Annotated in this window: 14 protein-coding genes; all 14 read right to left on the bottom strand. The window is 44.9% G+C overall.

All coding sequences use genetic code 11. The features are described 5' to 3' along the window. Window positions 1-8: 8 nt before the first annotated feature. Window positions 9-563 carry an XTP/dITP diphosphatase gene (locus RSJ42_RS12105; protein WP_410507538.1) on the bottom strand — a complete coding sequence of 185 codons (555 nt, stop codon included), beginning with the start codon at window positions 561-563 and terminating at the stop codon, window positions 9-11. Next, window positions 556-2277, bottom strand: coding sequence for a bifunctional N(6)-L-threonylcarbamoyladenine synthase/serine/threonine protein kinase (locus RSJ42_RS12100; RefSeq protein ID WP_410507537.1), 1722 nt, complete (start codon window positions 2275-2277; stop codon window positions 556-558). Before RSJ42_RS12100 ends, RSJ42_RS12105 begins: the two co-directional genes overlap by 8 nt. Before the next feature lie 87 nt (window positions 2278-2364). Further along, entirely contained in the window at window positions 2365-5427 is a 3063-nt protein-coding gene (locus RSJ42_RS12095; RefSeq protein WP_410507536.1) for a tetratricopeptide repeat protein, read from the bottom strand. Window positions 5428-5782: 355 nt separating this feature from the next. After that, entirely contained in the window at window positions 5783-5953 is a 171-nt protein-coding gene (locus tag RSJ42_RS12090; RefSeq protein ID WP_410507535.1) for a hypothetical protein, read from the bottom strand. Between the two features lie 297 nt (window positions 5954-6250). Further along, window positions 6251-6400 (bottom strand): 30S ribosomal protein S27ae, encoded by a 150-nt coding sequence (locus RSJ42_RS12085; protein ID WP_410507534.1) that lies wholly within the window; start codon window positions 6398-6400, stop codon window positions 6251-6253. A 20-nt stretch (window positions 6401-6420) separates the two neighbouring features. Continuing rightward, window positions 6421-6726: a 30S ribosomal protein S24e gene (locus RSJ42_RS12080; RefSeq protein WP_410507533.1), complete on the bottom strand. Its 306-nt coding sequence runs from the start codon at window positions 6724-6726 to the stop codon at window positions 6421-6423. Then, window positions 6707-7294, bottom strand: a complete 588-nt coding sequence (locus RSJ42_RS12075) for a GTP-dependent dephospho-CoA kinase family protein (protein WP_410507532.1) — start codon at window positions 7292-7294, stop codon at window positions 6707-6709. Before RSJ42_RS12075 ends, RSJ42_RS12080 begins: the two co-directional genes overlap by 20 nt. A 1-nt stretch (window position 7295) precedes the next feature. Further along, window positions 7296-7481: a transcription elongation factor subunit Spt4 gene (spt4, locus tag RSJ42_RS12070; protein ID WP_229388444.1), complete on the bottom strand. Its 186-nt coding sequence runs from the start codon at window positions 7479-7481 to the stop codon at window positions 7296-7298. Window positions 7482-7510: 29 nt separating this feature from the next. Beyond that, window positions 7511-8095 (bottom strand): DNA-directed RNA polymerase, encoded by a 585-nt coding sequence (locus RSJ42_RS12065; RefSeq protein WP_410507531.1) that lies wholly within the window; start codon window positions 8093-8095, stop codon window positions 7511-7513. A 61-nt stretch (window positions 8096-8156) separates the two neighbouring features. Next, complete coding sequence (locus RSJ42_RS12060; RefSeq protein ID WP_410507530.1) at window positions 8157-8522, bottom strand: PIN domain-containing protein; 366 nt, start codon at window positions 8520-8522, stop codon at window positions 8157-8159. Further along, the gene (locus tag RSJ42_RS12055) at window positions 8519-9745 is read right to left on the bottom strand and encodes a translation initiation factor IF-2 subunit gamma (RefSeq protein WP_410507529.1); all 1227 of its coding nucleotides are present in this window, start codon (window positions 9743-9745) and stop codon (window positions 8519-8521) included. The genes RSJ42_RS12060 and RSJ42_RS12055 overlap by 4 nt, the downstream gene beginning before the upstream one ends. Window positions 9746-10118: 373 nt before the next feature. Further along, window positions 10119-11282, bottom strand: a complete 1164-nt coding sequence (locus RSJ42_RS12050; protein WP_410507528.1) for a formate--phosphoribosylaminoimidazolecarboxamide ligase family protein — start codon at window positions 11280-11282, stop codon at window positions 10119-10121. 325 nt (window positions 11283-11607) lie between these two features. Beyond that, window positions 11608-12348: a stage II sporulation protein M gene (locus RSJ42_RS12045; protein ID WP_410507527.1), complete on the bottom strand. Its 741-nt coding sequence runs from the start codon at window positions 12346-12348 to the stop codon at window positions 11608-11610. Window positions 12349-12415: 67 nt separating this feature from the next. Then, window positions 12416-13276: a DUF63 family protein gene (locus tag RSJ42_RS12040; protein ID WP_410507526.1), complete on the bottom strand. Its 861-nt coding sequence runs from the start codon at window positions 13274-13276 to the stop codon at window positions 12416-12418. Window positions 13277-13778: the final 502 nt, after the last annotated feature.

Genomic DNA, 13778 nt, shown 5'->3' with positions numbered 1-13778 from the left:
GCAGGGTTTTAAGCCCTGCTTTTAAACCATTCCAGAAAACTATCAACAGCCCTGCGCCTGTGGGATACCTTATTTTTCTCTTCATCTCCGAGTTCCCCGAAAGTCATTCCGTTGTACTCGAAAATAGGGTCATACCCGAAACCGCCAGTTCCCCGTTCTTCATATGCTATCTTTCCTTCAACAACTCCGGGGAATACCAGAGGCTCCTGTCCGGGTTCGCAGTACCCGATTACGGTTTTGAAATATGCTGACCTGTCTTTTTCCCCTTCCATCAATTTCAGCACTTTCGGGTTTCCGAGCTTGTCTTCAATAAAGCGGGAGTAAGGACCTGGAAAGCCGTTCAGGGCATTTATGAATATCCCTGAGTCATCCACCATTACAGGCATGTTCAGTTTGTTTGCAACATACTGTGCCCCATGAGCCGCAATAGGTTCAAGTTCATCCTCCTGAAGTTCGGGGTATCCGTCTTTATTCTGGATAACCTCGATTCCAAAAGTTTTGAGGATATCCCTTATTTCTGCGAACTTGCCTTTATTTCCCGTAACAAAAACGATCTTATGCATAGCGAGCCCTCTTTTTTATCTCATCAACTCGCCTGAGTACATCCACTGAATCTATAAAAGTACTTGCATACCCTTTTTCGAAAGCTTTGACAAGAGCCTCATAGTCGCGGTGAGTGCTTTCAAAGGTCTGGAAAAGCACGTGGACGTCCACACCCCTTGCTTCGAGGCTTTTGTCAAAATAAGCAAGCCCGAAGTCAATAAGGTAAAGCCTCTCGCCTGCAAGCAGGAGGTTTGAGGTTGTAAGGTCTCCGTGTACTATGCCTGAACTGTGCAGCCTGCCCACAAGCTCTCCAACCTTTTCCGAAAGCTCAGGGTTTATAAGGTATTTTATGGGAACTCCTTCGATAAACTGCATTTTGAGCTTGAATTCCTCTACATCGTAGATGATCGGAGTGGGCACGCCTGCGCGCCTGGCTTCAGACATAAGGCGGGCTTCTGTCCTGTTCCTTTCTCTCCTTATCCTCTCATCTATCTCTTTATGCCTGTAAGCCTTGGGAACTCTTTCCTTAACAAGTGCCCTCTTCCCGTCGGGTCCTTCTTCAAGGTAAACAACGGCTTCAGCTCCATTGTCCAGAATCTCTCCCGGCGGCATCCTGAAGAAGATCTCAGGGGAAATTTCAGGGACCTTTTTCATCTCTTCTTCCTTTATCCAGGTTACTTTGACATCATCAGTCCTGAAACTCGGGTTTACGCGTGATTCTTCAAGGGTAAGGGTATTTCCGGATTTATACATCAGGAGCCCTGTATATGCTATCATTGTCCCGTTGTCGCCCATGAAGCGTTTCTCGGGAACATAGAACTTTGCACCCCTGGCTTCGCACATCTCGTTTAACATCTCGCGGAGCCTGGTATTTGCGCCCACTCCGCCTGCAAGCAGCACTTCTTTCTTTCCTGTATGGGCAAGGGCGCGTTCCGCAACCTCCACTACCATTGCAAAGGCAGTTTCCTGGTAAGAATAACAGACATCTTCAAGGGAATTTTTTCTCAGGGCTTCGCTTGCAGCCGTGGAAAGTCCGGAAAATGAGAGGTCCATTCCTTTAATCACGTACGGGAGAGGAATGTATTTCTTTGCTTCTTTTGCACACGCCTCAATTTTAGGTCCACCCGGGTGAGGCAGGCCTGCTCCACGTGCAAACTTATCAAGGGCGTTTCCAAGCCCGATATCAAGGGTTTCTCCAAAAACCCTGTACCTTCCTTCCATATATGAGATAACCTGGGAATTTGCCCCGCTTACATACAGTACAACAGGGTCTTTTGCAGGAGTTCTCCAGATCCCTATTTCGATATGGGCGATACAGTGGTTGACTCCTATCAGGGGGATGCCGAGTGAGAGGGAGAGCATCCTGGCTGCCGTTGCAACGGTTCTCAGGCAGGGTCCGAGCCCGGGCCCCTGAGAAAAGGCTATGCCGTTAAGGTCAGAGGGCTCTATCCCTTTTTCTTTTGCTTCCGCAAGAAGTTTTTTGATTACGTTTGCTGCATATTTTGCATGGTGCTGGGCGGCTTCTCTGGGGTGAATTCCGCCTTTTTCGGGTTTATATGTCTCTGTAACCTCGGCAATGATCTCGGTCTCGGTCACGATTGCGGCACTCAGGTTCCAGGCAGTGCCTTCGATTCCAAGGATAAAAGTGTTTTTCAAGGCTTCAGGTCTCCTTTTCAGTCCTTTTCCTCTGCTTGTTTCACTGCCTTCGTTAATATCCGAGGGGGTTAAATACATTTGCTTTTCCAGTACCTTTAAGGGATCTTCAACTCGCCTTTTTACGTTTTCAGAACTCGTTTACGGTTTTAGAATCCGTTTGCGGTTTCAGAATTTTCCAAGCTTCTCTATGCTTTCCTTCATGGGTTCGGGTGAGAAAAGGCTTTTTTCAAGCTTTTCCTTAAACTCTTCCAGGACGGATGCAGGGATATCGAAATCCGGTGCCGGAGGGGTAAGAGTTTCCAGTTCAAGTTCTCCGTCATCAACACTGCCTGACCCGAACCCGGGAAGGACAAGAAGGGCTGACAGGAGCAGGACCGAGATCACGTACTCTCTTCCGTAAAGTGCCCACGAGACAATATTTTCGCCACCCGGGTAAAATATCTGGCTTATAAAGTTTGCAGGCCAGGATACAAGGGGCAGGGTTGAAGCTGCCGGATGAGACAGCAGAATGCTGAATATTATAACCAGGATTAGCCCGAATACTGCTTTTTTAACAAAGCTGTGCGCTCCCGGAGAAAACCACCATTCCCACCAGGTATTTTTTTGCCTTTTTGAGCGGATATTTTTTAGAAGGAGATTTGCAGGCTGCTTCACTTTTCTGGAGTTTTCAAGCTTAAGGCATTCTTCGAGCCTTTCGGAAGCTTTCCTGAAATAATGGACTTTACAGTAGAAAAGCCCCAGGAAATACAGGGCATAAGCTCTAAGTTCATTATCTCCAGCTTCCCGGCAGATGGCTGCTTTTTCAAGTTTTCCTGCAGCTGCAAGAAGCATGTACCTGAAGCGTGCACTGCCCTCATCAAAAGAGGATTCTGCATATACATACCTTGCATATGAGTCCCAGAGCAGGAGCCTCTGGTCTTCCGTATCAAGAGTAAGAGCCCGCCTGAACGACTCAAGGGCATTTTCATATGCCTGTTCTTCAAGCTCTACTCTGCCTTTCAGGGATCTTGAAAATGAATTCTCCGGAGCTCCTGCAATTGAAGTCTCGAGCTCTTTTAAAGCGCCTGTGCTGTTCCCGAGCCTGAAATAAATCTCTGCAAGCCCGTTTCTGGCATGAATATTTTTCGGGTTCGCTTCAATTGCTTTCCTGTAAGCTTGCAGTGCTTTTTCAGAATTTCCCTGCCCTGAACAGGCAAAACCCAGCAAACATAAGGAAAGATCGTTATCAGCTTTCTCTACTGCGAACTTCTCCAGGATTCCGGCAGCCTTTTCGAATTCCTGAAGCTTTATCAGGGAAAAGGCTTTCAATACCAGAGCCGTGATATTTTCGGGGTCGAAAATAAGGACGCTGTCAAATGATTCCAGGGCTTTTTTCCATTCTCCGCAGTGTGTAAAAACAATGCCTTTCCCAAGGTAGGAGATTTTCCCGTTTCCCGAAACCTTTTCTGCGCTCTCAAAGGCTTTAAGGGCTTCTTCATATCTGCCAGAAGCATCAAGTGCAAAACCTTTAGCGTTCCTGAGCATTTCCAGAACAGGCTTTTTACCGGTAGAATTTCTAATCCAGGATCTTTCCGCCTTTCCTTCTGCCTCCGGGCCTCCATTTCTTTCCGCACCTATGATTGCATAAAAATCCTCTTCTGCCTGATCGAAGGCTTCAAGGGCTTCTTCGTATCTTTTTAGGCACATGAAGGAAATTCCTTTGCGGACAAGGGGAGATATGTCTTCTGAACTGTATTCTGCTGCCCTGTCAAAAGCTTTGATGGCTTCTTTGTATTCTCCAAGTTCCGCAAAGGCAAGCCCCCTGCAGTTCCAGCCCTCTGCCCCAATTTTATCTTCAAGAACCCTTCCGGACAGGTCAAGATATTTTTTAAAAGCTGTCTGGTACTGGTTTTCAAGAGATCCTTCTGTATCATTTTTCCTTGTTAAAAGCTTTGAAAGGACAACCCCTTTGTTGTACCTGGCAGGCAGGCTTTCATAATCAAGAGTAAGGAGGTTTTCATAAGCTTCCAGAGCTTCCCTGTATTTTCCCAGTTTATAGAGTACGTTTCCTTTTCCATTCCAGGCAAAAGCGTTTTCAATATCCAGCTTTAAAGCCTGGTCAAAAGATTCCAGAGCTCTGGAAAAGTCCCCGATTTCATAATAGATTTCTCCTATCCCGCTCAGGGTACAGCTATTTTTAGTCTCCAGGGGCAGGGCTCTTTCATATGCCTTCATAGCTTCGTAATACTTCCCGAGGGCAAGGAAGCAACTGCCCACCCCTCCCCAGCCCTCCGAATTATCCGGGTCTTCTTTAAGTGTATTATTGAAAGAGTCAAGAGCTTTCTGGTACTTCCCAAGAGCCAGCAGGGCTTTTCCTCTGTTAATTTTTGCCTGGGTAAGAGAGCTGTCTATCTGAAGAACGCTTTCAAATTCCTGAAGCGCCTCCCCGCATCTTCCCAGGCTTCCTAGAAGCCTTCCTTTTTCCAGCCTGTTTTCTGCGTTCATGGGCTCAAGAATAAGGCTTTTCTCAAAAGCTCCAAGTGCCTCTTCCGTCCTTCCTATGCCTTCCAGGATTTTGCCCTGAGTTTCCCATGCGTCTGCAGAAGAAGGCTCAAGTTCAAGAGCCTTCTCACATGCTCTGAGGGCTTCCCTTCTCCTGTTCAGAGACAGGTATGCTTTCGCCTTGCCGCCCCATGCCCCTGCATGTGAGGGTTCGAGAGCCAGTGTCTTTTCAAACGCTTCAAGAGCCTCTGCACCCTTTCCCAGTACGTAGAGAGATACCCCTCTGTAGTACCATGCCCCCGGGTTCTCAGGATTTATTTCAAGAGCTTCTGAGAAAGCTGAAACTGCCTCATTGTGCCTTCCTAGCTGATTCAGGGCAAGCCCGCTGTAATAAAGGGCACCTCCATGATCGGCATCCCTTTCAAGAACTCCTTGGAAAGCTTCCAGAGCCCTTTCGGGCAGGTTGAGGTACCCTAGGGTCAGGCCTTTAAAGTAACGGGCTGGAACGTTTTCCGGATCGGAATCAAGAGCTTTTTCAAAAGCCTCCAGGGCTTCATCAGGCCTGTCAAGATACCTGAGTATATTTCCCCTGTACTGCCAGGTAACTGTGTCCTGAGGGTTTATTTCGATCAAGGAATCAAAAGCTTCGAGAGCCTTCTCAAAATTCTTCTCTGCCCCGATAGGATTTTTCAGGTTCAAAAGAGCAAGAGCTTTACTGTACCAGGCTCTGGCGTAAAGAGACTGCATAAAACCTCTGGCGTTATCTTCTAAAAATATTTGTATAGAATTATATATGCTCTCAGATATAAATACGATTACAGAAAAAAGTTACTGATTTAGTGGTTTATACGTCTTCTAAGCTTTATTTCAGTTTCCTGAGCTTCAAACGCTCCTTTATTAAAGAATAAGAGAAAGAAGCGGGAAAACTGGAGAAAAAGAAAAAGTGAAAGTGAGATAATAGAAAAGGGAAAGAAATAGGAAAGATAAATAAGAAAAAGGGAAAGGAAGAAATATTAAAGATTAATAAAATAAAGAAGGCTTTTAATGAAGAATAAAAAACAAATGAAATAGTAATCTGAAAATTATTTCCATTATTCTTTCCTTACTGTTTTTCCGGCGAGTTTTTCGGCGGGAGTCTGAAAATTAGCCTTACATTTTTTAAGGTCAGGTTTTTGATAACAATAGTCTTTGATGTCAGACCTTTTATCTTGAGATTTTCTACATGCATATCCTTGATTGCAATAATCTTTACTCTCTCGTTTTTCCCGGACATATTTTTTCCTCTTTTAATCTCCCTGATGAATACTTCTCAGATCATATCAATGGCTAAATATAATATTTCAAAAATAAACCATTTTCCGTCTCCGTTTGAAACAGATCAGATACACAGGGCTAGGGCTGCTCAAATGATGAAAGTATCAGCGAATTAAATCAGCGAATTAAATCAGCAAATTAAATCAGTAAATTAAAACTGTTGGAAAAAGAGTTGAAGTATAAGCAATCGGAATGAAAGGAGCCGCAGGAAAGTTCCTGCAGCCCGGTTGAAAAATGATTTATTTTCCCTTGCGGGTTATTTCTTGAACTCGGTGTAGCCGCACTTTCCGCAGGCGAGGCGGTTTTTGTGGTCGGCAAGGAATACACCGGGTCCGCATCTGGGACAGAACTGTTTGAGTCTGGTTACGGAGTCGCCCTGGACTTTATAGTAATTTTTTACTGCCATGTTTTACACCTCAGTAAGGCTTAAGCCTCTTCTCCCTCAGTTTCTGATCCAGGGACGGCGTTCCTCTTCAGGATATATGCCTGTTCTACCTGTGTCATGCGGTCCGCATCTTCATAGAGCTTTGCATAGCCCTTGCTTTCCTGCATTCCGTATTCTGTCTTGATCCTCTGGATAACCAGCAGTTCAAGGGGAGCGTTTAACATTGCAGCAAGCTTGTTCCTGACATCATTTCTGGAAGGAGTTGAACCTTCATATTTCACAACGAAATCCAGTTCCCTTCTGTTTAAAAGTGAATTCTTTTTATCTTTAACGACTTTTATGTCCATCTAGGATTCTCCGTATCTTATCCAATTCATTATTTTGATTTTTGCTGATAAGCTTTTCAAAAAGAGCCCTTATTTCCTCTTTCTTCTCCCTGGTAACTTCTACAAATACTACGCCTTCGTCCGGCTGTCCGTAAAGGACGATAGACCCCAGAGGAGCCAGAAGGATTACCGGAAGGGTTGCCAGGTCTTCTTCTCCTCTTACGAAAATGCGGAGAAGCTTTTCCGAAGCAAACGCTTCACAAAGGGTTCTGATAAGCTCGTCGGTAATTATCCCTGCAGGGTTGTCAACCGAAACTTCTTCATAGACTTTGTCCCTGTTCCGGGCCGAAACATCACTGGATACCGGTTTCCTTTTGGTTCGGTCATCCACGATACAGATGTCCGGAATAATCCCGGCTTCGAGCAGGTGGAAAGTAGTAACATCCCCTACGGATATAAGTTTTGTGGGGCTTGAGAGCTCTCCCATAAACTTCTCTACCGTATCCCTGCCCTTTCCCGTGTATAAAGTCCCAAGGGGCTTTTTCATAAGCGGGCGGAGTTCTCTCGGAAGCTCGATATGGACACTCAACTCATCGCACCTTCAAGGCAAATCTATCCGGGATGTCAACCCCGAGTCTTTTTGCAATTTCCGAGCGTTCGGTGTCAAGAATAATAACAAGTCCACTCCATTCTTCTGCAAGGTCCGAAGTTCCGCAAACAGGACATGTTTGCCCTTCGAGGACCCTAAGGCAGTGTCGACAGACTTTCTCTGGCATAAAAATTCCTCTTTTTTGCCTTTTTTTATTCAGGCAGTCCCTTCACCCGGGGCTTCCTGTGGCTGCTTCTTTTTGCGGGCTTCTTCAAGCCACTGCAATTTTCCAAGGGCTGTCTGGCGCATGGTAAGCCCTATCTTGCTTTCTTTCGGTTCCCTTTCATTGATGCTGACTGCAACAATCCTGGCTCTTACGTGGTCGCCTTCGCCAATTGACTTGCCTCCGTTCTTAGTAACAAGCCTTGCATTCTTTGCATCATAAGAAATAAAGTCATCAGTAATCTGGCTGACATGTAGCAGCCCATCCATTGGGCCCATTCCTACGAAGACTCCAAAGCCGACAGCCTCAACGACTTCACCTTCAATAATCTCCTGGAGCTCCGGATAAAACATTACTGCCTGGAATGTAACATCGTAGTACACAGCCCCGTCTCCGACGAGAATGTGCCCTTCTCCAACCTCATCGATATTGTAAACGGCAACGAGAGAGCCAAGCTTTTTGTCAACCTGCCCCTCAAGTTTTTCCCTTAATGCATTTTTAATGGTAGGCATTATTTCTTCCCCGAGAAGGGTAGGAGGGATGCGAACAGTATCAACGAGTTTCATCAATTTATACATCTGCTAATCACCCGTAAACTTAATCAATGGAACTGCTGCCCGGAAGTCTCCGGTGGGTTTTTCAAACAAAATCCAGTCTATTTTTCTGGCGCAGGGACACGGTCTGGATCCCGCTTTCAACAAGCCTGCGCTTCAACCCTATATCATTTGTCAGAACAGCCGATTCCATCTCTTTTGCGAGCCTGAGAATCACATCATCTGCAGGTCCGGTGCCTGCAATTTGCCTGCACCTTTCCATCATGGACCTGGCAACTTTTGCGGCTGTTCGGTTTGAACCTTTTTCCCGCTTTATGAGTTTTTCTATTTCAAATACAACAGCTTCAGGCACATAAAACTCATTAAAACCCAGCCTTTTCAGTTCTTCGAAGATATCCACTCCGAACTGGACAGGGATCATGAAGCCATTGGTATCAATTATAATTTTCAATTCTTTATTACCCCTACTCCTATGAGCCGCCAGCGGGAATCGATTCTCCTGCTGATAGCGACTCTCGACCCGATGGCTGCACTTATCGGGCGTTTCAGTGCTACCTGGGCTTCATTTTTCCGGGCACTTGTAACCACGCCTACGGTAGTTGCAGTTCCTATGTTGAGCATAAGAGGTTCACTGGTTTTGATTTCATTGATTTTTTCTTCCCTTGTGACTCCCACAACCCTATCAAGAAGGTGCAGTTCCATGACAAACTGGTGTCTTGTCTCAGGAAGAGTTCCGGGAGCACCTGCCATCTGTCCTGTTAATGAGTCCCCTTTTGTCAGGGTAGGGTCAAGGTAGGTTCCAACGGCAAGAAGTCCACCCGGGGTTGCTTCTTCAACCTTTGTTGTCCCTGCAAAGATCGATGAAACCCTGGTTACAATAGGAATCCATCTGGTGCTGCCCTCTGTTGTGACCTTTATCCCGGGCCTGATTTCGAGCTCGTCCCCTGGGTGAAGTACACCTTCCGTAAGTGTGCCTCCGATAACTCCTCCGCGGATTTCGTCAATTGAAGCTCCTGGCTTGTTAATGTCAAAAGACCTGGCAATCAGCATGCTGGCTGGCTTGTCCACTTTATGCACAGGAGTAGGGATCTGGGTTTCCAGGGCATCTATAAGGATATCAATATTAATATTCTGCTGGGCAGAAATAGGGATTACAGGCGCGTTTTCAGCAACAGTGCCTTTGACAAATTCTTTTATCTGGTGGTAGTTCTCGATAATCTTTTCCTTTGATACGAGGTCGATTTTATTCTGGACTATTACAATATTTTTAATTCCGATGATATCCAGAGCCATAAGGTGTTCCTTTGTCTGAGGCTGAGGGCAGTCTTCGTTTGCGGCAATCACAAGCACCGCCCCGTCCATAATTGCAGCGCCGGAAAGCATTGTTGCCATCAGGGTTTCGTGTCCCGGTGCATCTACAAAAGAAACTGTCCTGTGCTCTTCCGTTTTTTCTCCGCAGCCTGGGCAGGTCTTCTCCACAGTATAACACTGAGGTTCAGGGCATTTCGGACATTTCATAAACGGGGAATCTGCATACCCTAATCTTATCGAAATTCCTCTTTTTACTTCTTCACTATGCGTATCCGTCCACACGCCGGATAAAGCTCTAACAAGTGTGGTTTTTCCATGGTCGACATGGCCTACCATGCCGATATTAACACAGGGCTGACTCAAGTTGTAGTTTCCTCCAGTAGGGTGAAAATAATCTGATATAAGGCAGGTATTTATACGAAATCCGTGCCCAAAGGAATATTGATTTCTTCCGCAGGGCTCGCGGATTCCAATTCTAAACCCGGTCTGATTCTTGATTAATTATGTAGTCCTTTTTTGCTGTAATTATAACTCAAAGCGGGATTTTGCTTGAAGGCTTCTGATGAGCCTTACCCCTTTCCCCGGAAAGTTCTGTATTTTTGAACTTAAAGGCCAGGCAAGATCTGTTACTAGATTTTTAGTTAAGCCTTGAATCTAGCAGATTCAGGGGGTCCTTTTAAAGTTTACGGTATCCTGCACAATTCATATCTACTAATGCCGGAAAGCCTTAATAAATTTATGTGACGATCATATCAAGTTTCTCGAGCTCCAGAGCGCGTCTGATCTCAAAGGCAAGCCTTCTGCCCGTACTCATCGGTCTTCTCCAGAGTGAGTTGCCATAGGAATGCCCGACTGACATGTGTACGTTTGTCCCGCCGCCCACTCTTGGGGCAACATCATAAATATAGAAGTTAAGGTCCTTGTCCACGCAGGTCTGGAGACAGAAAGGTCCTATAATTCCGGGCGCGTAATGCTCCTGAGTGGCTTTTACGTATTTTTCTCCCATTTCGAACACTTTCTCAAGGAGAGATTCGCGAAGTGTTGCCGAGTTATGCCCGCAGACTGTATATTCCGGGGTGAGCTGGTGAGGAGCAAGAGCCATCTGCTGAGAGGCAGGAAGCCTTACATGCCCGTCAAGGCTTGTCTCAAAGCGCCAGTCAACTCCGAGGAGTTCCAGCCTGCTCATTTTCGGCTCTATTGGGGAATAGAACATATCAAGATTAAATACAGGCCCTATAATATAGCGCTCGATCCTGGCATTCTCAAGGGCTTCGCGAGTGATCACTCCCTGCTTGATAAGGGCTTCGGATTTTTCCTGGTACTCCTTATAGCTTGAAGCCGTAAAAAAGCCCCTTTCCAGTTTCTTTACTGCATGGGGAAGTTTTACCATAACGAGCTCATTAATGTCCTGTGGGGATTCTATTTTTTCAGGGAATGGAAGCCCTGCCTTTTCAAGAATCCAGTAGTAGCTCTGCTGTTCGCTTCTCTCCTCACTCCTGAGAAGGTTTCTGCTTCCTACCATGGGGACCCTGAAATTCTCTTCTATCTCGTCTATGCTGCAATAGGAAGTAAAAGAGCGGTTAGGGATAAAAAGCACTTTCTCATCAACCAGCTTCTGCTGGTTCTGGGGCAGAAGGATTTCATTATACTTTTTAAACACGACTGCTTCATCAACAATTCCTCTCTTTATTTTTCCGTATGGGTCTCTCTGGGCCCTGAAATATTCAGTATATGTCTTCTCCCTTCCTGCCTGGCAGACGGCAAGGGTCCTGAAGTCTTCTTCAACTGCCCCGTCGCAAATATCGAGTCCGGAGTGGGAGGCGATTGTCCCTACTTTGATTTTATCAGCGTGCGCGTAATAGCCTTCAGCAATTTCCTTTATTTCTTTCCTGTCAATCATATGTGATGTCTCTCAGTTTTCGAGGTATTGAATACTTCTGTGAGCGGTGATCAGGATTATCCTGTGTGATTTTTAACCGGTATTAAGATAACTTTTCCTGAAAAACAGGTCATGCGGCAGCTTGCCGGATTTTATTAAACAAAAGTTTTATCGGATTTTTTCCCCATAAGCGGCTTTACCTATTAAAACGCTTTCTAATAGAAGTAATCATTTATAAATATAGGGTAAGCTGGAGGCATATAAACAGAGTAAAATGAAGGGCTTATAAATAGAATAATTGAAGTGCTGGTTTGCCCTCTTACGGCAGCTTTATTTAGTCTGATTTTTAGAGGAAACTCAGGATCAAAGGTGTAATAAAGGTCTCAACTATAGCTGCCAGAAAGAGAAGGGGCAAAATCCAGCTAAAGTAAAATCTCATTCCTTCCTTAAATTCTTTTTTTATCTCTGTGGGCCTGCCTATAAGAGCATCAAAAACCTGATGTCCCAGCCTGAGCCCTATCCCTGCCGACAAAAACACCATGGGGAGCTCTATTATTCCGTGGGGAACAAGGGCAAGTACAATAAAACCAAGGCCTCTTTCCTGCGCTGCTATATGGGAGATAACTCCTACGACGTACCCATTGAATGCGATGAGAAGTACCGGAAAGATACCCAGGGCAAGCCCGAGTACGAGAAAAAGAAGGCTTACAAATGCATTATTAAAAAAGATTCCAAGCATAATGAATATCGGGGGCATAGAAAGGAGAGGCGCAAAACGGGCACTGAAACTTTCCATGAGTTTATCCGCCATATCCGGATAGTTTGCCGACGAAATGTAGCCTGCAAACAAAGCCACGAAGAATACAAAGGTAATGAAAAGGACATAAGGCCAGATGAAACGCAGGTAATCTGTAAACCCTGATAATCTTGAACTGCTTCTTCCTGGAGGCCGGGGATTTATTTCTCCCCTGTCGGCTAAAAAAGTGCTTTCTGATGGAGAGTGTATTTTTTCCCCCCTTTCCTCATCAGGAGTTTCCGTCCTTACTTCTCCATCCTTTCCTGGTAAGTTATCCACTTCTGTTTCCATGCTTATCCCCAATAGAAACCCGATTTATTAAACTCCGGCATCAGACATGTACATGTTTACTGCTTTTTCAGATTCCCAGCGTCATTCTGATCGTATTCCTGGTTGCCGGAGCAAGCCCGAGTATCAGAATAACCATTTTAATCAGCATTTTCAGGTTGGTTGATTCCTCGTCTTTCTCAAACTGAGTATCAAGTGCATAAAGAACCCCTACGAAGATAACTATCTTCAATGGATACATAACCAGTGCAGTGTTCGTTAATTCAATAAGATAAGAAGGGAGCACGTGTTTTTCAAAATATCCGCCTACTATGTCTATTCCCACATACGTTGAAGAGGCGTCCAGCATATGGGCAAGCAGGATTGAAAGATTCATGGGATCAGTGAAAATCGAGGATTTTAGGTGGCGGGCAATCAGGTAAAAGGCAAATGTCAGCCCTATACCTGCTCCAAGTACAAAAACCGGAACATAAGGGACCACCACGTTTTCGAAATATAAAAGTGTCCCGATATTCAATAAAAACCATGTCAGCCCAAAGCCTGCAAAGACCGGATGATAATCCTTTACAAGCCCTGCCTTCTGTACCCTGATCGAAATCAACAGGCAGGCTACGGTTATTGCGAAAACCAGGAAGTAAATGTTAGGGGTTATCAGCAAATAGCTGAAAGGGGGCTGAAAGAAGCTAAGGCCCGCATCTTTCATAGAGTCTTCAACTACGCGCAGGGAAGCCCCTGCAAGTACGAACGGCAGAAGTGAGGTAACAAACTTTGGAGTTATCTTCACTTCCAGCTTTTCAAGGAGCCTGAAAACCCCAAAAATACAGATGCCCAGTACCACTGCCCAGGTAAATGTGTTTACAAGATTATACCCTTCATCGCCTCTTATGGGGTCCAGGTAATAGGTATTGATAAATTGCGAAATTTTTTCCATTAAAAAACTCATCTTATCACTCATTCAAAACGGCAATAATCCACTACAATTAATACACCGCAAATAATCAACTCTGTGTACGGGCTCATATATTTATAAATTTATTTTCTTACTGAAAAGGCAGCGACCTTAACAGTGAGAATGATCTTCGGTTTAATTACAGATATTTCTTTGCTTTCTTGAAGATCTGCTCCATGATAACAAATATATCATAAAGGGCGTTAAATTATCCGATAATTATATTTCTATATTTTTATAATTTACCTTTACAATTGTATCTGGTAGAGTTAATGGACTTCTCAATAGAGAGAATTGGTTTAAGTAAATTGCCCTGATGGAACGTAAACTCCCTGGGAAAAATGTCCAATCCATTATAAGCAGTACGGAATTCCGGTATAGTTTTGAAGAAAATAACAGAAATCAACAGAACGAATAACGAACAGGGGAAGAACCGAAAGAATAATCAAATGAGGGAAGAACAGGAAGTAATCAAATGAGGGAA

This window comes from Methanosarcina hadiensis (genome assembly GCF_046529725.1).
GTDB classification, from domain to species: domain Archaea; phylum Halobacteriota; class Methanosarcinia; order Methanosarcinales; family Methanosarcinaceae; genus Methanosarcina; species Methanosarcina hadiensis.
Note: the sequence above shows the minus strand (reverse complement) of the source record. Positions and strands in the feature narration are given on the sequence as shown.

Coding starts and splice junctions, on each gene's coding strand:
- RSJ42_RS12095 (WP_410507536.1), bottom strand. CDS start 5,427: ATGCAGTCTCTTTACGCCAGAGCCTGGTACAGTAAAGCTCTTGCTCTT.
- RSJ42_RS12065 (WP_410507531.1), bottom strand. CDS start 8,095: ATGTATAAATTGATGAAACTCGTTGATACTGTTCGCATCCCTCCTACC.
- spt4 (WP_229388444.1), bottom strand. CDS start 7,481: ATGCCAGAGAAAGTCTGTCGACACTGCCTTAGGGTCCTCGAAGGGCAA.
- RSJ42_RS12090 (WP_410507535.1), bottom strand. CDS start 5,953: ATGTCCGGGAAAAACGAGAGAGTAAAGATTATTGCAATCAAGGATATG.
- RSJ42_RS12040 (WP_410507526.1), bottom strand. CDS start 13,276: ATGGAAAAAATTTCGCAATTTATCAATACCTATTACCTGGACCCCATA.
- RSJ42_RS12050 (WP_410507528.1), bottom strand. CDS start 11,282: ATGATTGACAGGAAAGAAATAAAGGAAATTGCTGAAGGCTATTACGCG.
- RSJ42_RS12045 (WP_410507527.1), bottom strand. CDS start 12,348: ATGGAAACAGAAGTGGATAACTTACCAGGAAAGGATGGAGAAGTAAGG.
- RSJ42_RS12100 (WP_410507537.1), bottom strand. CDS start 2,277: ATGTATTTAACCCCCTCGGATATTAACGAAGGCAGTGAAACAAGCAGA.
- RSJ42_RS12080 (WP_410507533.1), bottom strand. CDS start 6,726: ATGGACATAAAAGTCGTTAAAGATAAAAAGAATTCACTTTTAAACAGA.
- RSJ42_RS12085 (WP_410507534.1), bottom strand. CDS start 6,400: ATGGCAGTAAAAAATTACTATAAAGTCCAGGGCGACTCCGTAACCAGA.
- RSJ42_RS12105 (WP_410507538.1), bottom strand. CDS start 563: ATGCATAAGATCGTTTTTGTTACGGGAAATAAAGGCAAGTTCGCAGAA.